This is a genomic window from Gammaproteobacteria bacterium, from assembly GCA_029862005.1.
Taxonomy (GTDB): Bacteria; Pseudomonadota; Gammaproteobacteria.
Map to the genome: position 1 here is coordinate 59096 of JAOTYD010000013.1, position 21858 is coordinate 80953.

A 21858-nucleotide genomic window follows, 5' to 3' on the forward strand; every position below is an offset into this window, starting at 1 on the left:
CAGGACGTAGACGACATTTGATGGATACTAACAGCAGCAGGCATCGCGTTGATGTTTCCGGCGTAATCATCGGCGGCGGTGCACCGATCGTGGTGCAATCGATGACGAACACCGATACGGTCGATATCGCGGCAACCGTAGCGCAGATCAAACTGCTATACGAGGCTGGATCAGAACTGGTGCGTATCACCGTTAATAACGACGCTGCCGCGCGCGCGGTGCCGCACATCATCGATCAGCTTGATGCCCAGGATTGCCGGGTTCCCGTCGTTGGTGATTTTCATTTCAACGGTCATAAATTGCTCGCTCAACACGATGCCTGCGCGCGTGCGCTGGCAAAATACCGCATCAATCCGGGTAATGTCGGGCATGGTAAAAAACGCGACAAACAGTTCAGCGACATGATCGAAATCGCCTGTCGCCACGACAAACCCGTTCGTATAGGTGTTAACTGGGGCAGCCTCGACCAGCAGCTCCTCGCGAACATGCTCACCCGCAATGCCAATCTCGCTGATCCGCTGTCGCTCACGACCATCAACCGCCAGGCGGTCATCGAATCGGCGCTTGGCAGCGCAACATTTGCCGAGGATATCGGTCTTCCCGCCGATCACATCGTCATCAGCTGTAAAATGAGCCGTGTGCCGGACCTGATCGATGTTTATCAAACCCTGGCGGAACGTTGCCGATATGCGCTACATCTTGGCCTGACCGAAGCCGGCATGGGCGACCCGGGTGTCATCGCCTCGAGCGCTGCCCTCGCCATTCTGTTGAACCAGGGTATCGGCGATACGATTCGTGTCTCGCTCACGCCCGAGCCCGGTGCAACGCGCGAACGCGAAGTGAAGGTCGCGCAACAAGTGTTGCAGTCCCTGGCGTTACGTTCCTTCACCCCGACTGTAACGGCCTGCCCCGGCTGCGGACGCACCACGAGCGAATATTTCCAGGAGCTTGCCCTGCAGATTCAACAGGAATTGGACCAATCGATGCCCGCGTGGAAACACCAGTTTCCGGGTGTTGAATCGATGAAGGTTGCGGTGATGGGATGCGTCGTAAATGGACCAGGTGAGAGCAAGCACGCCAATATAGGAATCAGCCTGCCAGGCACCGGTGAAAATCCGGTGGCGCCGGTCTACCAGGATGGTCAAAAAACCGTTACTTTAAAGGGAGATAATATTGCCGACGAGTTTATCGGCCTGGTAAAAGACTACGTCGAATCGCACTATGGTGCCGGTTAGCCCTTAACCAGCTTGATTTCACATGCAATTTCAAACAGCACTTCGTTATCGGTAACCCGGGTGACAACAGCCGTCGCCTCCATCGGGGGCGTGTCCGAGTTACTAGGCGTCAGGGTGATTTTGAGAACGGTACCCTCGTCAAATCCTTCGTTGGAAGTAAACAGGATCCCCTTGCTGCTCAGATTGATAACGCTGCCGGTATATTGCCTGGTACTTCCCGTCTTCGAAAAACTCATCTCGCAATCGATAGGCATGCGCAAAAAGTCGCGTTTTTCAGCGTAATCGATCATCAGAGAATCCCGTTAAAGTTTGAACAATTTTCCGAAATTGGCAACATCGAGAATCTTGCGCACTTCGGGGGAGGCTTGGGTAATTTCGATATTCGACGATTCCCCGCCCGCATGTTCGCGCAGTAATAACAACATGCCCAATGCCGAACTATCCAGATATTCGGTATTCGACAAATCTACCACATACTCGGTACCCTTGCCTGCGGTATCTGCGTAGGAAGCCCGAAATTCGTCGTACAGTTGGAAATCGAACTTTCCGGCAACGGCGATGGTGACTTTGTTACCGTCATCGGTAACCGTCATATTTATACTCATTGTATTACCTCTTCCGAGTTGCAGCCCGGCGTGATTAAACCATTTCAACGCTGCCAAGGTCCAGTGAGAATTGCGATTCTGCGGTCTGCGATTTCGCTGACACCAACGCCATCCCGGCACGTGATTCCTTAACATTCATTTCAGGTTCGCCGATACCTTTATTTTATAGACCAAATTCTTCACTTATCAAAGGTTTGCAGGGACCTTTCAATGTAAAGTTTGAACTTGGGTACTCGGTCTTTGACACGATTGCGGTACAAAATAGATCAATCAGCAACCACGAGCTGGGCCGGGATCAATCGATCGTTCGCCATCAATCCGGCGTTTAACCTAGCGTGCGCCTGATGACATCGATCAACTGGGCTTCGTTAACAGGCTTGACTATCCATCCGTTCGCACCAGCACGTTTGCCGGCCTGCTTCTTGTCGGTGCCCGATTCCGTCGTCAATACCAGCAGTGGCGTTCCCTCGAAACCCGGCAGCTTGCGCAATTCCGAGACCAGCGTGATGCCGTCCATGTTGGGCATATAAACATCGGTAATAACCAGGTCAAAAGCCTGCGCACGTGCCATCTTTAGCGCAACCTTCCCGTCTTCGGCCTGGATCACATCATGACCATCATTTTGCAGCGTCACGGCAAGCATTTGTCTCATTGTGTATGAATCATCGACTGCCAGTATTGTGGCCATGGAACTCTCACGCCTCCCTGGATTATGCCTTTAGGTGTAGTGTTCAATTCGAGGTGCAACGGGGAACGACACCTCGAGCCTTAGATATAGGCTATCTAATGCAATTATGCTACGAACCCGATGCGAGCCATCCAGTTCTTTAACAGATGACGATCTGATTTTTACCGCTCAATTTCGCCCGCAACAAGGCTTTGTCGGCGCGCTTGAATGCACTCCAGAAATTATCGCTATGACGCACCAGCGTAATTCCAATACTAATCTGGACTTGCCCGGAGACCCCGCATTCCTGCAGATCGAGTTCATCAATACTGCTGCGGATACGTTCGCAAACATCGACCGCACCGTGGATATCAGTTTGCGCGAGGCCGCCGACAAATTCATCGCCACCATAGCGATAGACGAGATCTGTATTGCGTACCACTTGGCTAATGACGCTGGCTACTTCGCGCAGCACCTGGTCGCCGGCTTCGTGACCACAGTTGTCGTTGATCTGCTTGAAACCGTCTAGATCCATCACCAGTATCGCCATCGGTTGTCGATGGCGTTTAGCCAGGTCTATTTCCCGCGGCAGGTACTTCTCCATCGACATGCGGTTGTTCAAACCAGTCAGCGGATCGCGGTAGGCAGACTTGAGCGCAATCTGGTACATCAATGCATTTTTAACCGGGTAAATCAACGAACACAGCAGGTCTTCGAGCTCGCTGAGTTCGTGACTGTTAAAGTTCGAACGTTTAAACAGGGTTATTTCGCCCAATAGCTGGTTTTGCATCTTGAGCCGATAGCTCGCGCTGAATCCTTCTATAGAGCCCTGTTCGATCCTGGTCTCAATGTCGTCGCATTCGAATCGATACCCGCAATAATCAACTTCACTGACGATTTCGGCCATGAATGCCTCGACGACCTGGGACACTTCGAGATGGCGCGACAACAAATCTGAAATCTGCAATACACGGAGGTATTTTTTACTGCCCCGGGCCTTTTCAACCGGTCGAGGATCCAGGGCAATTACCTGGCCAGGCGCCCGTCGCACCGATTTAGCACCGGTTATTAATTGAATTGTCTGAGCCATGTAATACTCACCTTTTTCTTAACTGCTGCATTCCTGGGAATACATGCTAATTGCGTGCCAATTAATAAATTCCTTTAAAATCAATAATTTAAAAGTCTTATTAAGTTTAAATCAGTCAAAATGACATTTTTTTGTCGAATTTTGACGACGAAATCGGCATTCGAGACAATAAACCGCCTCAAGAACTTGCCGTCGCGGCCGAATATCCCTCCAGGCGACATAATTTCAACGCTCTACCCATAGTCCCGGCGCCGATTCCGGCATTTTGGGTTCGATATAAATTGATCAAACGGCAGCTTCCGACCCGGGGTGGAAAATAATTGCCAGCATGGACATAAAAAGTCTCGACGACTCCCTACCAGCCAGGTCCCCGGTTTTGCAATCCAGCAACCTGTTGGCACAACTCAAGGCAGCAGGAACCATCGAAGCCGAGGTAATCAAGGTATTGCAGGACAAGCTTTTATTAAGCAGTCGACTCGGAGAAATACTGACCTCCAATTCACTGAACTACAAGACGGGTGATCAGCTCAATTTGCGCCTTGCCGGAAGCGACCTGGAGCCTGTGCTCAAGGTCAGCCCCAGACAATCGGGGCCAGTGACGCTTGACGACAATCAGAATCCGCGCCTGACCCGGTTGGTGCCGGTTAACACGGCGGTACTCGCGATCGTAACCAGCGTAGTGCCACAGCGCATCCAGATAAGGCTTGCAGAGCAAATCCTGACCCTGCCACACCAGCCGGGCATCGCCCGGGGCCAATTGCTCAGCCTGCAACGTAACAATGCCAGCCAGAAAATCGAAATCACACCCGTGGATCGGAAACTCATTTACAAGGCCATGCTCAAGCAGTTGGTACCGGGTCAACCCGAGACCGGCTCCAAAAGCCTGGTCAAGTTATTAAACCTGGTCAACAAGGTCACAAGTTCTCCGACTTCGCAGGCGGCGCCGGTGACCAACCGGATTACGGATACCTTCGGTGGAGGAAACTCGACCGCGGTATCCCGGGCAGTAACGGCCGCGTTAAGTAACCAGGCCTCAACCAGCCCCGGTAGAACCGGGGGAATGCCAACACCCGAAAATCAATACCGACCGACCGTTGTCAAAACGCCAGGGCCGCCCACTGAGACAGCATCCAACGACACGCGAACCGAATCCAGACCCGTGCAAACCGGAAACAACCGCCAGATAACCGCATTGCTGCAGCAAATAAACAAGCAAGGCAACCAGTCTTTCGAGCGCACTCCGGTCGCCAAACCTGCTACTTCGAGGTCGGCATTGCCAGCAGATGATTTTCGTCCCATTATCGGGTCGCACCGGCAGGGCACTACAGTAACCGGTAAGCATGGCGTGAGTATCGCCCCGACGAATACCGGGAAGACCGTGTCCTTACCCGTTGCCCCGGCAGGTAGCTCCGTACCGACAGAACCCCCGGCGACGACTCCAGACGCCCAGCACCGGGTGACCTCGCAAACGCCCCGGCTATCGGCCAACGCATCGCAGACGACGACGGTGCCGGTTCCTGGTAGCGGGCCCGGAACCTTGCAAATGTTACTGCAATGGGTGCCCCGAATAGCCGAATTGAACGTTACGCAAATAAAGCAATGGTTTGAGTTTGCGAGCCTGATCCGCGCGCCCCGATCCGGATCCACTTTATCAACGACACCGGATCCCGTGGGATCGTTAAATAAACTGATGGACCAGGTTACGTTCAGCCGTGAACTCGACCAGGCGCTACAACTAAAGATCAAGGCCGCGGTTGGCGATGATGCAGCTCCTGCCAGGACACCACAGCAAGAAATGTTACAGCAGTATGCCCGCGATGGCGTGAAGCTGATCGAGCAATCGCTGACGCAGCACCTGTTACAGCGGGCAACGCTTGGCATGCAGCAGGAAACGCAACAACCCCTGTCACTAAGCCTCGCCCTGCCGTTCCTCGAAAAACAGGACATCAAGCCGATTCAGATAGATCTGTCACAGCGCGGCGAGTCAATGGAAGACAGCGATAACGGCTGGGATATCCGCCTGAGTTTCGAATTTGAAGGCCTCGGTCCAGTTTCCTGTCACCTGTTTCTCGAAGGTCAGGCAGTCGCCGCGAGCTTTTACTCGGAACAGGACCAAACCCGAAATCAGATCGAACAGGCGCTACCTGAACTGGAGCAACAGCTACGCAGTGCCGGCTTCACGAATTGCGAGTTTCATAGCTTTCCCGCGACCCTTGCCAATTCCGGACCCGTCGGGAGGACAGCCTACCCAGAGTCACTCATCGATATCGAGGTCTAATCCCGTGAATAAGCTTCCCAGGTTTGCGATCGCGCTCGAATACGATGGAAAACAGGCCCCTCTGGTGACGGCTAAAGGCCATGACGAAATTGCGAACCAGATACTCAGGCTGGCCCATGAGGCCAATATTCCAATCCAGAAAGATAATGAACTGGCCCTCGTGTTGGACCAGATCGATCTCGGCGACCATGTACCGGAAGCGCTTTATGTTGTCATTGCTGAAATCCTGACTTTCGCCTATCGACTATCCGGCAAGCACAAGGATTTCATGGATGATTTAAAGCCGCACCCTGGCGCAGAGGCTGAAATCCCGGGCTCGATTACAGAGGCCTGAACCGGGAAAACATTCGACGACCGCTAATCAGGTTCTTTTCCATCACGAGCTGATGACGGCATTGCGGTTAGCTATAAACTTTCGCCGAAAATCGAGTTCGACACCTATATAATGGCCCCGTACAGTAATGACTTACGCGAGCACTATAAAGAGTAATCCATGAGCACCAGCATTTCCTGGCTTGAAGATCGAATCAACCGATCCGGAGCACCGCTTATTATCGACGGCGGCATGGGGACTGAACTCGAAAAAAGCGGTGTACCCATGGATGGCAAGGTATGGAGCGGGCGTTCGGTGCTTTCCCATCCCGAGGCCGTTCAACAGATTCACGAAAAGTTTATCGCGGCCGGCGCGGAAGTCATTATCACTAACACCTTTGCAACAGCAAGGCACATGCTGGAACCCGGTGGACTGGGCAACCAGGTCAAGGCTATCAATCTGAGTGCCGTCAAGTTGGCGCAGCAGGCCCGCGAAAACGCTGCCCAGGGACCGGTAGCGATCGCCGGCTCAATCTGCGAGTGGGCACCCACCGACGATCCCCGCTGGTACCAGCCGGAAGCGGTGGGTCGCTCGGCGCGAGAGCAGGCCGAGATACTGGCCGAAGCCGGGGTTGAACTTTTTGCATTGGAGATGTGCGAGCAGATCGATTTTTCGGTTGCCGTTATCGATGCGATCCAGGATCTTGGATTACCGCTCTGGATCGGCATGAGCGCCAAAAGATTTCCGGGTTGCTCGACGCTATCGGTTTTCGATGACACCGCGCTTGAATTTGAAAACCTCGTTTTAGCGCTGTCCGGCTATACGGCAATGATGATGAACATCATGCACACTCCGATCACGGACGTCGAAGAGGCTCTTGCGATCGTGAAACGGCACTGGGACGGGCCAATCGGCATTTATCCTGAATCCGGCTATTTCACGATGCCCAACTGGCAATTTGTCGATATCATCGAACCCGAAAAACTCGCGGAACTCGCGCAAATCTGGGTAAACAATGGCGTACGCATGGTCGGAGGCTGTTGCGGACTGGGGCCGGAGCATATAGCCGCCTTAAGACAGACAATAAGGTAGAAAAAACTGCAAGGACCAGGATTCTCTAGCCATTTCCCTTAATTGCCCTTTGATCCGTATCCTCACGCAGATTACCGAATGCGGGGTGACCCACTAGCCTGGCTTCCGGGATATGCAGCCGAATCTCGGCCACCAGCTCGTTAATCAAGCCGTGACGGGTCTTGACCGAGACCCACAGCAGATTGAGCGGTGCATTTAGATCCGCAAATACCACGTCATCGTGACCTCCCAGAACTGTATGGATTGTTTCCAGGCGTATTTTCAAATGTTGCCCGGTTCGATGCTTCAATCCCGGTATCAGCATCATGAAATCGCTCAGAAACTGGCCGTTTTCATCGTGGGTCGGCAGCCGCTTGTAGAGCGGCTCGTGGTTTGACCCCATCTCAAAGCCTTGTGGTAATCCAGGTTTTATCTGATTCATTCTCAGTATCAAGTATTCGGCACTGTCAGATTCGCAACGGAATGCTGTTTTACCCCGCGAAGCTAATCATCGCAGGCAGTTCCCTGATCTTCCAGATTTTTTGTAAGCAGACTGCAAAAACTGACGTTAGCCATCCGGCATTGTAATCCAATCGTCATTCGGTACAGCGGTTATTGATAAATCGATTCCTGGTTAACTGCATATCGAACCTCCTTTCATTTCTCCAACTGACTGGCAACCCAGGCGCCAGCGTCGCCCATAGCACCCCTCCCCGCCAGGTAATCATCGATGATTTCAATCATGCGTTGCCGCCCAAATGATTCAAAATGCCCACCATGAACAGTTTCAACATCGAACTCGCGTAAGCGCTGCAAACTTTCTCGATAGATCGCTTTTTCCGAGTGATAAACCGTATCGAATAACTCGCCATCATAAATCGCATCACCACTGAACAACGTCCTGGTTTTCATTTCATAGAGTGCAATAGAACCGGGCGAATGCCCCGGTAAATGCAACACCTGGAATACCCGATCTCCCAAATCGATAACATCACCTTCATCAAGGTAACCGGTCAATGGCGCAGGTGTAACCCGGTAGTTTTCATAGTGGAATTTCTGATCGGGCAAGGCCAGGAAAGTTTCTGCGCGCACAAATTCGGCGATTCCCGAGTTTTCATGGTTGGGTTCTATATGAAGCGCTTCCTCGAGCCGGTGACCAAGGCGACACTTAAACTCATGTGCACCTCCGATATGATCGAAATGGCAATGCGTCGATATCACGGTAACCGGTTTTTCGCCGAGGATCGCGATTTCCCGTTTCAAGGGTCTTAAACCCATTCCAGAATCGATTAGGAGATCGTAGTTTTTGCCACGTAGGTGCCAGATATTGCAGCGTAACCAGGCTGCAACGTATTTTTCCCGGATAAGACTGATGTCTTCCGATACGCGGGTAACTTCGTACCAGTCTTTGATGACCCTGTTATTCATCGCAACCCGTTAAAGATATTTTGTCGATTATGTCGGTTCGGATTTCCGCCGAAACCTGGCGTTTCATTCTAGCGAATTCGTGCGAATTTCTCTAAAGGGGACGTGGAAAGCATTTTTACCGGGTCTCAGAAAAACCGGAAGCAGCCTGTCACCGACTAATCGATTATAGGTTACCAGGTCAAAAATCATTTGCTCGCGCCTGTTGTGGCTAGCAGTATTCCGACAGCAAATCGGCAGGCCGCTCATGGTAAACGACAACTAGACACCGGTAGACATGAATTAAAATGGCGCATATTCTTGCTGAACTACACCCAGAGAGGGTCAGCCCCTGAAAAATAAAACGACAGTTTTTTGTACCGCTTTACTTTCCAGCCTGCTCGTCGTCACTCCGCAGGCGGCCCTCGCGGACGGCGATAATCCTCTCAGGGACGCGGGCTTCGAGTTACAGCTGCCGCCCGATCAAGGCGGCTGGATTCTGTTTGACGAGAGCATGTTTTCGACGGATGAAGCGCGCAACGACGGCCAGTCCATGTTCAACTGGGGCTTCAGTCGAAGCGTGCCGTATCCACCCTATTTCGTTGGAACCGTGTCCGGCAGCTTGCCGGAGTTTCCGGCCGCACCGGGCTGGCGTCGGCGGTTAACCGGGTTTGGCGCAACACCCACCGCGCTCAGGGGAACGCCAGCTTTCGGTATCGTTCAAGTTACGCTCTTCGACGGGCTTGGCAACGACCTGGGAACGGATGAGACTGCCGGCAACAACACCCGCCTGGCCAAGACTTCGAATGAAGCAGATTCGTGAACTGGTCAAGATCAGAATAAGAGGCGCTTATCTCGGTACAACTATTGTGCGGCATTCGGTGGCTAAGAACAATCGTACTTATAGCCCTGTTAGTTATGGCGGGCCAGAGCAAGGCATGGATTGCTTTTGGCTTTCAAAGCGGTATGAGCCGCTTCGATGTCACAAGATACTTATCTGATAACGAGTCTTTTGTTATAACTGACGGCCTACAGCAAACGTATGCCGGCCCTGAAGATAACAAATCAAAATACATTCTAATCTATTGCTCCAAGCCTCAGAAATTATACTTAATGCAGTTCAAGCTGGCTGATTCGCGGGCGGTCTTCGTGGAAACAAAAAAAAAATTCGAAAAGCGGTACGGAAAACCGAGGCAGCTGTATTCTGAATCAGATTATTGGGAAACCGAGAATTGGGAAAATGTCAGTGTTTCCTTTATATGGGATTTAAATGAATCTGAAACGATCGCGCTCGAGCATCGTGACAATAATTCCATTGCAGAATTTCAAGACTTCTCGGTTTGTAAATAAGGCCTAACTGGTAACCTTTGTTAGCTGCTGGTTTAATTCCGGGTGGCTTTCTTGGGTCGTTACTCGCACCTGATCATATGTTTTGAAGGTCAGCTTTCTCGTAAGCAGACACCCGTTCGGTCCAGGCGAGAGGCAATCTTCGGCCAGGAACGAGCATTCCGGTCGAATAACCAATATCCTTGCCTGCGGACAGCTCATTCCCGCTAGAATGACTCTGGGTCCAGGAAACGAGTGATATAAATGAAGAATCAAGCCAGCTGTTTATGCGGGGTCCTGCAATGGGAAATCACGGCGGAACCCTTTAACGCATTCAATTGCCACTGCAAGTTGTGCCGTAAGGCCCACGGTTCAGCATTCGCCACTTATTGGTTTATCAAACCGGAGCAGTTCAACTGGCTCAGCGGAACCGATAGCATCGTTCGATACCGTTCATCGCATCTGCTGACCCGCAGCTTTTGCGGCAATTGTGGCTCGGTGGTGCCTTACCCCAGCGAGCAGGGGAATCATTGGCTTGCCCCGGGCGGGTGTCACGACGACGGCAAGAAATCCGACTGCCATGTCTTCACAGCACATAGCGCGCCCTGGTACGACATTACCGGCGACTTGCCCCGGCACCACGACTACCCAGAGTTTACCGGGATGCAGCGTGTGGAAGAGAAACCACTCGAGCCCGAATCGGAGGGTATCGTTCGTGGCAGCTGCATGTGTGGAGCTGTGAAATTCCATATTAGCGAGCCCTTTAATCTGGTGCAGAATTGTCATTGCCATCGCTGCCGAAAGGCCCGTTCCGCGGCGCACGCGACCAACGGGTTTACCTCGCTAGATGGTGTCAAGTTTGCACAAGGAGAAGATAACCTGGCGTATTACAAAGTGTCCGATGCGAAATATTTCACGCAAGTGTTTTGTAAAAACTGCGGATCGAAGATGCCTCGCCTCGACTCCGACAGAGGAATTGCGGTGATACCGTTCGGCGCTTTGGACGACGACCCCCGTGTCAAACCTGTCAGGCATATCTACGTCGGTGACATGGCGAAGTGGTATGAAATTACCGACGACTTGCCGGTGTTCCGTGAAGAGCCAACAAGCTGAGTCGGATGCAATAAGTTAATTCGTCTTGTATGTCTGTGATGGGTCGTAAAACGCCGCTGGTCAATCGAGTTTGAGCGTCAGCATTCTCCAAAGGAGACGCTGAAAGCAAAATTAGCAGCAGCAATCTTCGGCCAGGAGCGGACGCTCGCCTAATGCATAAAAGAATAGAATTTTCCTTATCCTTCATTTGCAACTCATTTATTCAAAGTCAAAGAATCAGCCATTCACAATAAATTTTACTCATACTAGGTTGCAAGTTTTACAGTGAAGTAAATCACAAACTCGAAAAAATCCTCCACGTTGTGTTAAAGTCTTTATTAATCTGATAAGGGCAATCCAATTGAAAGATTGGGGCGCAAAACCGTGGGTCTACAGCGTTTGCACGCTACGACAGCCAGGTTGCCGGAGCTGCCTTAAAAGTACAGAACTGGGTCGATGTTATCGGAATCCGTTTTGTGCTTTTTTTGCGCGATACCGATCCAACAGAACCTAACCTCTCTACGCAATTTCTTGGCTGGTAGTCAACCAGGCATTTAGTTCCCGCCTTTTTGTTCCCTAACAAACCATCAGATTAAACGCTATTCGCACAGGGCAGTGCGCGTGATGCTTGGCCGTTCAGGCCTAATTTTGTTTGCGAGGAAATGCAAAATGGCGAATGTTAAAGTCACGAAAATAATGACCTGCCTCGGTTTGATCTTATATCTATCCGGTTGTGCTGAGAGCGGGGGTGGAAGCTCGACTCGGGCAACGAATAATACGATTGATGACGGAGCAAGGGTAACACTCCATAGTAATCTTTCAACGGTAGACTACGGTGGCAACATTACCTTGAGCTGGTCAACCAACAAGGTGCAAGATTGCGTTGCATTGGGTGACTGGTCAGGGAATAAAAATACTACAGGTTCTGAAGTAATTAATTCACTAATTTTAGACAGTACTTTCGAACTAATTTGCACTGAAATGGATGGTGAAGCGGATGCAGAGAGACTCGATTCCGTGGCATATAAAGGGAGAAAGATTAAGGATACGGTAAATATCCCAGTTAAAGGACCTAAGGCACCCACGATTTCGCTATCTGCAAGCCCGTCCAATGTATCAATGAATGGTTCGACCACAATTAATTGGAGCAGCAAACATTCCAGCAGTTGTACAGCATCAGGTGACTGGTCTGGCAGCTTGGCCACTTCAGGTTCTCAGACCATAAGCGCATTAACAACCGACAGTACTTTTAATCTGTCCTGCAGTGGTGCAGGCGGAAGCTCGAATAAATCTGTCAACGTCACAGTCTCGTCCCCGTCCACACCCACGATCACCCTGTCGGCTAGTCCATCAAGTCTGCCTTTCAATGGCTCAACCACATTGAACTGGAGTAGCAGCAATACCACCGGCTGTACGGCCTCAGGTGACTGGTCGGGGAGTAAGGCCACATCGGGTTCACAGACCATGAGCACGTTAACCACAAACAGCAACTTTAACCTGACATGTAGCGGTGCCGGCGGCAGCGCGAATGATTCGGTCAGTGTCACGGTGGCCGCTCCATTGCCCACGCTTTCATTTACGGCAAACCCAGGTACCATCTCTCAGAATGGTTCAACCACACTGAACTGGAGTACTACCGATGCCACGAGTTGCATGGCTTCGGGTGACTGGTCAGGAATTAAGGGTATGTCGGGTGCCGAGACCATTAGTGCATTGATGATTGACAGGCAATTTACGTTGACCTGTAGTGGAGCGGGTGGGACCGTGAATGATACGGTCAATGTGACGATTGTGCTGAATAGTAATGGAACAGCATTATTGTCCTGGACGCCACCAACTGAGAACACGGATGGCTCCGCGTTGACCGATTTAGCGGGTTACAAGATTCGTTACGGTACATCTCCAGGCAGCTATAGCGATACCATAACCATTAACAACCCGGGACTAACAAGCTATTTAGTCGAAAATCTGGCTAGTTCAGATTGGTATTTCGCGATGACATCTTTCAATTCATCTGGCATAGAAAGTAGTTATTCAGTCGAGGTGAGTAAAACCGTTAATTAGTATATTATCAAGCTGCCTGATCCAAATAAGGCCAATCAAGCAATGGGGTGTACAAATGACGCCCGTAAAGAAGCCATCTCGAATAAGATGGCTTTTTTATAAATGTCCGAGTTGGGTCGTAAATCGCCGCTGATGCATTGAGTTTGAGCGTCTGTTTTCTCCAAAGGAGACACTGAAAAATTCGATTTGAGCTTCTGCAAACGGCCATGAACAGACACTTAGATATGACAATAATCAGTTTCCTATCGATATTGATCCAACCGCGGGCAATCCTCTCATCACTACTATATGCGTCATTGGATTGGCTAGTGTCGGCCTTTAAAACGGCGGACGGCTATTATCAAGGCAGAGATCGATCAGATCATCGACACGTGCCGTGCCAACACACATTACCGTATCTGCACCACCCCAGTAAATTTTGACATCCCCGTCATCATCCTCTACCGCACCGCAGGTAAAAACAACATTGTGTACGTAACCCGTGATCTCCCAGGGGTCTTCCGGGCCCAGTACCCATTCGTCTGCGATGCCGATAATTTTCTCGGGATTACCTAGATCATGTAAGGCCACACCGAGACGATACACTGCTCCATCCATGGTTTCGAACACGCCGTGATAAATACAAAGCCAGCCACGGTCGGTGCGGATCGGCGTTGCACCGGGTCCAATCTTGCTCTCATCCCAATGATAGGGCACTGGTTTCATCACCACTTCGGAATCACCCCAGTGTATTAAATCTGGAGACCATGATAACCACACTGACCAGGGACTGATTTCCGAATGCGGACGATCGAGCCGCGCGTAACGACCGTTAAAGCGTACGGGAAAGATAACAACATTTCGCATGTCTGACTCCGAAATCAGCGAGACTCGCTCCAAGGATCTGAAGTCCCGGGTCTTCGCGAGGCCGATGCGCACACCGTGGCGTGAATAGGCACTGTAAGTGATCAAATATTCTCCATCGATGTAGCAGATCCTGGGGTCCTCCACTCCAAAGGCTTCGTATTCAGCAAAGTTGCCTTCGCTCGAGGGAACCATGAAAGGCGCCTGACCAACCGTGAATTTGAAGCCGTCTTCACTTTCGGCAATACCGATAATGGAACGACCGCTACGCAGGTGGGATCGAAACAGCATGATAATGCGACCGTCATACCTCGTAATACCGGCATTGTGTACGGTTTCTACCGGATAAGGGATATCGTCCTTTGTCAGAATCGGATTGGAATCATAACGCTTTATAACTGGCGGTGGTTTAGTTGCAACGGTCATAGTCATCCTCCAGCCGAATAATGTCGTCCTCTCCAAAATAATCGCCCATCTGAACTTCTACTATAATCAGCGGGACCTCGCCGGGATTCATGATTCGGTGGACTGCGCCTTTTGGAATATCTACTGACTGACCTGGCTTGAGGGGAATTTCTTTTTCGCCCACGGTGACCAGGGCTTCGCCACTAACCACAGTCCAGTGTTCGGCTCGACGCTGGTGCTTTTGCAGGCTCAGCCGCTCACCCGGGCTAACAACAAGTTCCTTGATCTTATGATCATTATGTTCGAGTAAATCTTCATAGTGTCCCCAGGGACGATAGTTTTCTCGCTCCTCAAGTATCCTCTGGTATATGCCCAGGTACTCTTGCGCCATGCGTTGGCAGGTGAAACGCTTTTCTACATCGTCCCGACAGACGCGCCGGTCGAGGCTGTTAATTTTGCCCACTGCCTGTACTGCAGCATCCAGATCATCAACGATAAATCCGCTGCTGTCATTTTGAATGAGTTCCGGCATTGAACCCCGATCATATGCGATGACCGGCGTACCGCAGGCCATGGATTCGACCACACTTAGGCCGAACGGTTCATCAAAATGAATCAGGTGCAACAGGGCCAGTGCGCCGCCCATAACTTCCTGCCTTTTTTCCGGCCCGACAGAGCCTATGTATTCCACTTTAGTTCCATCAATGCGGGGTCCAATCTGCTCCTTGAAATAGGCCTCGTCCTGCACGATTCCGGCGATGACGAGACGTTTACCGGTTTTAGCTGCAACCTCAATCGCATCATGAACCCCCTTTTCAGGGTGGATACGACCGAGAAACAGGAGGTAGTCTCCTGTTTCCGGTTGATATTTGAACTGATTGAGGTCGATCCCATGGTGAATTGTGGCAATGTAATCGAGTTCAGCCGATTTGTCGGCTTCACTAATTGCCACATAATAGGTGCTGTCGTTGTACTGTTTATAAACAGGCAATATTGAGGGTGAAGAAAATCCATGGATCGTGGTAACAACTGGTGTACTTGTGAAGCCACTGTAACTGAGCGGTAGAAAATCGTAATGATTGTGAATCAGATCGAATTCATCGGCACGTCTGAACAGCTCAGCAATATGCAGGCACTCCCATACTTTGGGATCGATGCTGGGATCATCAGAGTAGGGTCGTTCGCAAATCCAGGCAAGTTTGCCTGAGGTGAGTGAATCTCCGCTGGCAAACAACGTTACCTCGATGCCCATCGATACCAGCTGTTCGGTGAGCAGACTGACCACGTTTTCCCATGGTCCGTAATGTCGCGGTGGTGTACGCCAGGATAAGGGACTCAACATCGCAATTTTCATGTATTATCCACCTGCCCGCTATTGCTGGTCATCGTGATTATGGATCTGGAGTTAAACTTAAGCCTACGGTAACACGATACACTGAATGAACTAAAATAGAATAATACAGCCCTGGTGTCGGACTGGAAACACAAAGGCTCGAATGTGAACTGGTGGGAGGAAAAATGACATTTCTTATGCGAAATTTAGCCCTTGTTGTAAAGCAGAATTAATGGTCTGCAACACATTTGGACATACCCATGGCAGAATCCAGTTCTATCCCCCCGGTACCACAGGCGCGGCGCAAGCCCATCGTGTTAAATGCGAATATCGGCCGCGTTATTACTCGTCCCTATATCCCGCCCAATGAAGAGCGTATCCGCAACATCATCAACCGGGTGCTGGATCTTGACGAAAACGAAGTAGGTAGATTACTGGAAACCGTCATGTACGACTTTTCTCCTCGTCACCGATATTTTAGAGAAGTCCTAGAACGAAATTTCAACAGGGTAGCTTGCCATGTTCCTGATGGCAGCAAACTAACCGAACAACGGCAGCTTCTGATCGGATCTTACTTCACCGCCGAGTACTCCGTGGAGGCAGCAGCCCTGTTCAATCCTTCCATAGTTCGGGTCACAAGTCTGGCAACGGATCCCGAGGGATCCTGCCGATTCATCATGAGCTTCCGCGCTATCGGTGAAGGCCATATCTCGTCCATCGAGTTTCGCAGCGGAATTATCGATAAAAATAATGATATGTATTTTGATCCCCAGAGCAACTATGTGCGCACCCCCAGGATCCATACTGATTCAAGCTACGATCGAGAATTGTTTCATTTAAAACTTCACGACATGGGAGCCAGTAACAAGGTAATAAAATGGTTGCTCAGCGATTTAGCAGACAAATTCACTTTCACTGCGTTACAGGAGAAAATTGATGAGCACTGTAACGGTAATAGAATCCGGGCAAGTGATAAAAAAGATGTCATTGAAAAAGCGATGTGGCTGGCGCGTTCCAATTATGAGATTTTATTTCGACCGGATCACCAGATTTCCGAGCGGGTTCTGTTTCCCAGGTCGGAGTCAGAGAGCGCAGGGATCGAGGATGCCCGTTTCGTGCGTTTCGTAGAAGACGACGGCACAATTATCTACTACGCCACCTATACGGCCTACAACGGTAAAACCATTCTACCTCAACTTATGGAGACGACGGATTTTCTCTCGTTTAAGATCAGTACCTTGAATGGAATACAAGCGCAAGGTAAAGGTATGGCCCTGTTCCCCAGAAAGATTAAAGGAAAGTACGTCTCGCTGTCGCGTCAGGATGGAGAGAACAACGCCATCATGTTCTCGGATAATATACATTTCTGGAAACAGGTCCAGATATTGCAGAAACCCATGTTTTCGTACGAATTTTTCCAGATGGGCAATGGCGGCTCGCCCATTGAGACAGCCGAAGGCTGGCTAGTTATTACCCATGGTGTCGGGCCGATGCGAACCTATAGTCTGGGTATTGAGCTGCTGGATCTGGACGACCCGGCTCGCGTGATCAGCCGCATCAACGAGCCGATTCTGGTACCAAACGAACATGACCGAGACGGATATGTACCAAACGTGGTTTACAGTTGTGGCGCAATGATCTTTCAGGATGAACTGATCATCCCCTATGCTTCGGCTGACCAGCGCTGCGGTATTGCAACCCTGAACCTGTCAGATCTGATGGCAAGGTTGCGCTATAACAAAACCGCCCATGGGGATTTGCCGAGGTAACAAAATTACGCCATATCGGATCTTTTGGCAGCCACTTGTTTTTTGTCAGTTACCTGGGCAGACTCTTTTTCATCCTTCCGATTGATCTCACTTTGACCTTGGTGTTTGTAAATGGCGAGTAAAGCCATAAGCCAGCACAGAGTAGATTCAGCGCCCTGATTTTCATTGACGCTGTGCGCCTGCAGCCCGTCCCGACAACCCCCGGTCGCATGATCATAGAGCGAAATATTTAGTTCGTTATCACCCTGGTACCAGTTAAGACAGCGGTAGGCGTAAGTGATCCATTCCTCATCTCGCGTAAAATTGAATGCTTCGATACAGGCATCCAGCATCGCAGCGGCCTCGATAGGTTGCTGATCAAATCGGGCCTTAACATGCCCTTTGCTAAACCAACCATAGTTACCGATGGCAGCAAAATAACACCCTGTCTGATCGTGTTGAATCTCCTTCAACCAGGTCAGCGCACGCAAAGCAGTCTGTAACATTTCGTCATCAGCCAGCCACTGCCCGGACAACAACAATGCCTGCGGCAGGCGTGCATTGTCATAGGTCAAGGTTTCTTCACACCAGGGCCAGTCCGGGCTGGAGAGATTTCTGAACCATTGCATCAACTTATCTGAAAGAATTTTACACAGGGTTTCAACCTGGATATTGTCACGATTACCAGACAGGAAGGCATGGATACCAATGACGGTAAAAGCAACGGCGCGTGGCGAGGTAAAATTCTCGACCACAGGCAAAGCGCGTTGAAATAAGTCGGCGGCATGACTTAGCTGTCCGTTATTCCGACCCAGAGTCGCCGCGACTCCCAAACCCCACAGCGCACGACCATGCGAATCTTCCGAACCAGTCTCTTCCAGCCAACAGCGATCATAGGACATAAAATTACGAAACCGGCCGTGCTCGGAATTAAAAGCATGGTCGAGGAAACTTAGGTAGGTGGAAGCAAGACCCTTCAGCGAGTCATCTCGGAGCCGAAATGCCTGCGCGGTAACAGCAACAATCAGTGCACGCGCATTATCGTCTACGCAATATCCATGTTCCCGATCCGGCACGGTGAATTTGGAGTGCTGCAGCATGCCCACCCCATCCGTCATACGTAGCAAATGGTCGAGCTTGATTTCCGGTAGCGCCTGTTGTCGCAAGCCAAGCGGGCTCAGCTTGAATACTGGTACAGACTTGCGTAAACGATGAATCTGTACCTGTTCGAAAACCTCGATATAACGACTGCCGACATTACTCCAGATCATTTGCCGACCGTAATCATAAGCCTTACGCTGTATGGCGCGAAGTTTGTCAGGATGATCCAGCAGATCGGTAACCTCTCTGGCAAGCTGAGCGTGGTCACGGAAGGGAAACAACTTGCCCCGGCCGTCAGCGAGTAATTCCTGAGCGTGTAAGAAAGGCGTGGATATGACTGCTTTACCCATTCCCAGTGCATAAGCGAGCGTGCCGGAAATTATCTGCGCCTCGTTCAAGTAGGGTATGACATAAATATCAGCTGCACCAATAAACTCCAGCAGATCCTCCTCCACCACGAATTTATCGTAAAAAACGACATGGCCCTCAACTCCGAGTATTTTCGCGCGCCTGTGAAGACTGATTCTATAATCCTCCCCCTGTTCCGCCCTGATGTGGGGGTGGGTGGCACCGACCACCATGTAAATTACATCCGGGTGGGTTTTCACAATTTCTGGCAGTGCATCGATCACCGTTTCGATACCCTTTCCCGGTGATAGCAGTCCAAAGGTAAGCAAGACCTTCTTTTCGGTTGCGTCAAACTTGTCCTTATATGTTGAGGTGTCTAACAGGGGAACGTCAGGAATGCCATGATGAATCAGCGCAATTTTCTCCGCCTCCACCTTGTAAATATCGCGTAATATGTCGACTGAAAGTTCGCTCATCACGACCAACCGATCGGAAAACTCAGCGAGCTGCAAAATGATGTCTCGTTCCCTGTCGCTAGGATCCTTCATCAGGGTGTGTAAAGTGGTCACAATCGGCATTTTGAGATCACGCAACAACTCGATAATGAAACTTCCCCGCTCGCCGCCGAATATGCCATATTCATGTTGAACACAGACCACTCCTACATGGTTGAGATTAAGCTGGTCGGCTGCAAGGCTGTATTCATTGAGTTGATCCTGGTTGATCTGGAGTCGTACCTCCGGCGGATAGGAATAGCCTTCCGGCTGGTCGTTCATCGCAACGATCCAGCAATCTGTGTTGGTAGCATGCTGCGCGATTGATTCATAAAGATACGTAGTGAAGGTTGCAATACCACATATTCTCGGCAGGGAGTTGCCGATGAGGACAATGGAGTTGGTCATCTTGCCTTCTGCTATTGAGCCGGTAGCGTTAGCGGAATCCATGCTTTCGTTATTCTGCTGTATTTGTCATGCAATAGACTAACCCTTTCCGCGGCAATAGTCTAAAGAACCTACGGAATTCCACGGCAGCTTGCCATAGACCTCGAAAAAGCTGGGCTGCCAGAAACCATTGCAGCTTGAAGTTCTCATTCCCTGCGATAAAAGAAGGCTTTTTTGCTTATTTTCCAGCAGCTAGCGAGAGTCTCTTTTGGGTCGGTAGCCGCCCCCTACTAATCGTTTCTGAGTGTCTGTTTTCTCCTAAGCAGACCCTCATAAAACCCGAGCAGGAGGCAATCTTCGGCCAAAGCAGACATTTAGAATTTATTCCTTAACTTCTACTTCCGGACCTGAGCGGGCACATGGATTGAAAGTCCTAACGATTTACTTGAAAGCCGAAACATGATGAAGTTCACCTGGTTTCCGGCGAGGCAGGCAAGCAACATGGCAAGGCAGAAAACAACATCTTCTAGTCGACTAGTTTCCATCCCTGCGCGTCATGCTAAGGCAGCCTTTGTTAAAAAAGGCCGTCAAATCAAAGTGATTAATACCCACGGCACGCAGGTAGTCGATTGCTGGGCCTTGAATCCTGACAATCTCGGTGAGTATATGTCTCTTGAACATTGCCGAGTATCGATTGAACGCGTGTGTCCGCGTAAGGGCGATGTCATGGTCACCAACCGGCGTAGACCCATTTTGAAAATTCTGGAGGATTCTGCTCCGGGTGCCCATGACACCTTACTTGCGGCATGTGACCGATACCGTTACGAGTTACTTGGATGTAAGGAGTATCATCGAAATTGCACCGATAATTTCTGGGAGGCGATGGTTGAGGTGGGCCTGAAACCAATCGAATTACCGTCACCGTTTAACCTTTGGCAAAACACTCCCGTAGAACTTGATGGCGTCATCAAGCCAAATCCACCGGTAAGCAAAAGGGGCGATTACATCGTAATGCGTGCGGAAATGGATCTGGTTATTTGCCTTTCCGCCTGCCCACAAGATATAACCTCGATTTGTGGAAATAAACCACGCAATGCTCACTTTGAAATAATCTAATCCAGAATTTTGGACAGGGTTATCTGGGTCCCCGGGGACAGTTGATAGCCATCCGAGTTGAAAGTCAAAGGAGTCAGTGTCGATTGATCGAATCCACAGTTCTTGGCAGAAGCTGAAATATCGAGTCTCAACGCCTGTTTCCTCCAAAGCTGACGCTGAAAACCGCTCTATCAGTGGTAATCTTCGGCCAGGACTAGACGCTCGTTGCTTTTATAAAATTCCTGGATCATGATGTTTGACTAACGAGAAAATCGATTGCCTTTTCCGCATTGATACCAAAATCATTGAAGATTACTTCGCGATCAGGATTTATCAAGATCATCCATGGTGTGCCTCCCGTGCGATAGTTAACCATGGTCTGAGGATTCCCTTTTTCCGGGCCAGGATCATGACCCATCGGCATCCGGAGATCATATTGCAACTGAATTTCGCGAACCTTATCGACTGTATTGGTATAGTGCCCTTCGAACACCGTCTGTATTCCGGCGAAAGCAATTTTAGGATTGCCCTCTAGCGCATCAGATATTTGTTTGAGTGCTGGAAATCCATGTGAGTGACATCCAGGGCACCAGCTCTGAAAGCATTTCAGGAACACCCACTTTCCTTCATGGCCGGCTATTTTAAACGTTGTAGGATCGCCATTTTCATCAATCCAGTAGTCGACATGCAGTTCGGGTGCGATTTGCCCCTTAATCCCATAATTCGAAGCTGCAGCCATAACGAAATTTGACCGGGATAGCATCATTGAACCAAAAGCAATCGCTCCTGATTTTAAAACACTGCGCCGGGTTATCATGTCTGTAAACTCGCCTTTGTTCAGTCTTAGGAATGATGACAACGGGATTTGACGAATAGTTTCACGTTTTAAACCAAATCTGATTCTGGTCATACTCTACTATTTCTCGAGCAGGACCAAATTATTTTCTCGATAGCGGACA

At 50.2% G+C, this 21858-nt stretch carries 22 protein-coding genes and 1 riboswitch; of the genes, 10 read left to right on the top strand and 12 right to left on the bottom strand.

What is annotated here, in order from left to right; translation table 11 throughout:
* The first annotated feature begins 20 nt into the window (after positions 1-20).
* Positions 21-1235, top strand: coding sequence for a flavodoxin-dependent (E)-4-hydroxy-3-methylbut-2-enyl-diphosphate synthase (ispG, locus tag OES20_10320; protein MDH3635089.1), 1215 nt, complete (start codon positions 21-23; stop codon positions 1233-1235).
* Here ispG and OES20_10325 read toward each other — a convergent pair.
* The 4 genes from OES20_10325 to OES20_10340 all read right to left on the bottom strand — a co-directional run bounded on the left by OES20_10325 (position 1232) and on the right by OES20_10340 (position 3597).
* Complete coding sequence (locus OES20_10325; GenBank protein ID MDH3635090.1) at positions 1232-1525, bottom strand: PilZ domain-containing protein; 294 nt, start codon at positions 1523-1525, stop codon at positions 1232-1234. The two genes, ispG and OES20_10325, sit on opposite strands and share 4 nt — an antisense overlap.
* Positions 1526-1537: 12 nt before the next feature.
* Complete coding sequence (locus OES20_10330; protein ID MDH3635091.1) at positions 1538-1840, bottom strand: STAS domain-containing protein; 303 nt, start codon at positions 1838-1840, stop codon at positions 1538-1540.
* Positions 1841-2165: 325 nt separating this feature from the next.
* Positions 2166-2528: a response regulator gene (locus tag OES20_10335; protein MDH3635092.1), complete on the bottom strand. Its 363-nt coding sequence runs from the start codon at positions 2526-2528 to the stop codon at positions 2166-2168.
* Positions 2529-2667: 139 nt separating this feature from the next.
* Complete coding sequence (locus OES20_10340; protein MDH3635093.1) at positions 2668-3597, bottom strand: GGDEF domain-containing protein; 930 nt, start codon at positions 3595-3597, stop codon at positions 2668-2670.
* A 328-nt stretch (positions 3598-3925) separates the two neighbouring features.
* On the opposite strand from OES20_10340, the gene OES20_10345 reads away from it, so the two are divergent.
* The 3 genes from OES20_10345 to OES20_10355 all read left to right on the top strand — a co-directional run bounded on the left by OES20_10345 (position 3926) and on the right by OES20_10355 (position 7280).
* Entirely contained in the window at positions 3926-5875 is a 1950-nt protein-coding gene (locus OES20_10345; GenBank protein MDH3635094.1) for a flagellar hook-length control protein FliK, read from the top strand.
* A gap of 4 nt (positions 5876-5879) precedes the next feature.
* Entirely contained in the window at positions 5880-6209 is a 330-nt protein-coding gene (locus tag OES20_10350; protein ID MDH3635095.1) for an EscU/YscU/HrcU family type III secretion system export apparatus switch protein, read from the top strand.
* Positions 6210-6368: 159 nt separating this feature from the next.
* Positions 6369-7280: a homocysteine S-methyltransferase family protein gene (locus OES20_10355; protein ID MDH3635096.1), complete on the top strand. Its 912-nt coding sequence runs from the start codon at positions 6369-6371 to the stop codon at positions 7278-7280.
* A gap of 25 nt (positions 7281-7305) precedes the next feature.
* On the opposite strand, the gene OES20_10360 is transcribed toward OES20_10355, so the two are convergent.
* A complete protein-coding gene (locus OES20_10360; protein ID MDH3635097.1) occupies positions 7306-7701 on the bottom strand; it encodes a hypothetical protein in 396 nt (131 codons plus the stop codon).
* 215 nt (positions 7702-7916) lie between these two features.
* A complete protein-coding gene (locus tag OES20_10365) occupies positions 7917-8687 on the bottom strand; it encodes an MBL fold metallo-hydrolase (GenBank protein MDH3635098.1) in 771 nt (256 codons plus the stop codon).
* Positions 8688-9177: 490 nt separating this feature from the next.
* Between OES20_10365 and OES20_10370 the strand changes: the two genes are divergently transcribed.
* From OES20_10370 to OES20_10380, 3 genes are all read left to right on the top strand, one after another.
* The gene (locus OES20_10370) at positions 9178-9486 is read left to right on the top strand and encodes a hypothetical protein (GenBank protein ID MDH3635099.1); all 309 of its coding nucleotides are present in this window, start codon (positions 9178-9180) and stop codon (positions 9484-9486) included.
* A 95-nt stretch (positions 9487-9581) separates the two neighbouring features.
* A complete protein-coding gene (locus OES20_10375) occupies positions 9582-10013 on the top strand; it encodes a hypothetical protein (GenBank protein ID MDH3635100.1) in 432 nt (143 codons plus the stop codon).
* Positions 10014-10253: 240 nt separating this feature from the next.
* On the top strand, positions 10254-11102 hold the full coding sequence (locus OES20_10380) for a GFA family protein (protein MDH3635101.1): 849 nt from the start codon (positions 10254-10256) through the stop codon (positions 11100-11102).
* A gap of 320 nt (positions 11103-11422) precedes the next feature.
* A riboswitch (cyclic di-GMP riboswitch) is annotated at positions 11423-11509 on the top strand.
* Positions 11510-11911: 402 nt separating this feature from the next.
* Here OES20_10380 and OES20_10385 read toward each other — a convergent pair.
* Complete coding sequence (locus OES20_10385) at positions 11912-12286, bottom strand: hypothetical protein (GenBank protein ID MDH3635102.1); 375 nt, start codon at positions 12284-12286, stop codon at positions 11912-11914.
* 9 nt (positions 12287-12295) lie between these two features.
* The gene (locus OES20_10390) at positions 12296-12628 is read right to left on the bottom strand and encodes a hypothetical protein (GenBank protein ID MDH3635103.1); all 333 of its coding nucleotides are present in this window, start codon (positions 12626-12628) and stop codon (positions 12296-12298) included.
* A 139-nt stretch (positions 12629-12767) separates the two neighbouring features.
* Between OES20_10390 and OES20_10395 the strand changes: the two genes are divergently transcribed.
* Positions 12768-13145, top strand: coding sequence for a fibronectin type III domain-containing protein (locus tag OES20_10395; GenBank protein MDH3635104.1), 378 nt, complete (start codon positions 12768-12770; stop codon positions 13143-13145).
* Positions 13146-13463: 318 nt separating this feature from the next.
* Here the strand turns inward: OES20_10395 and OES20_10400 are convergent, their stop codons facing one another.
* Together OES20_10400 and OES20_10405 are read right to left on the bottom strand one after the other, a co-directional pair.
* Entirely contained in the window at positions 13464-14414 is a 951-nt protein-coding gene (locus tag OES20_10400) for a glycoside hydrolase family 130 protein (GenBank protein MDH3635105.1), read from the bottom strand.
* On the bottom strand, positions 14398-15747 hold the full coding sequence (locus OES20_10405; GenBank protein MDH3635106.1) for a glycosyltransferase: 1350 nt from the start codon (positions 15745-15747) through the stop codon (positions 14398-14400). The genes OES20_10400 and OES20_10405 overlap by 17 nt, the downstream gene beginning before the upstream one ends.
* A 239-nt stretch (positions 15748-15986) precedes the next feature.
* Here OES20_10405 and OES20_10410 point away from each other — a divergent pair, with 239 nt between their 5' ends.
* Positions 15987-17495 (top strand): glycoside hydrolase family 130 protein, encoded by a 1509-nt coding sequence (locus tag OES20_10410; GenBank protein ID MDH3635107.1) that lies wholly within the window; start codon positions 15987-15989, stop codon positions 17493-17495.
* A 5-nt stretch (positions 17496-17500) separates the two neighbouring features.
* Here the strand turns inward: OES20_10410 and OES20_10415 are convergent, their stop codons facing one another.
* Positions 17501-19825: a glycosyltransferase family 4 protein gene (locus OES20_10415; protein ID MDH3635108.1), complete on the bottom strand. Its 2325-nt coding sequence runs from the start codon at positions 19823-19825 to the stop codon at positions 17501-17503.
* Positions 19826-20305: 480 nt separating this feature from the next.
* Between OES20_10415 and OES20_10420 the strand changes: the two genes are divergently transcribed.
* A complete protein-coding gene (locus OES20_10420; GenBank protein MDH3635109.1) occupies positions 20306-20920 on the top strand; it encodes an urea carboxylase-associated family protein in 615 nt (204 codons plus the stop codon).
* Between the two features lie 226 nt (positions 20921-21146).
* On the opposite strand, the gene OES20_10425 is transcribed toward OES20_10420, so the two are convergent.
* The gene (locus tag OES20_10425; GenBank protein ID MDH3635110.1) at positions 21147-21809 is read right to left on the bottom strand and encodes a redoxin domain-containing protein; all 663 of its coding nucleotides are present in this window, start codon (positions 21807-21809) and stop codon (positions 21147-21149) included.
* Positions 21810-21858 lie beyond the last annotated feature (49 nt).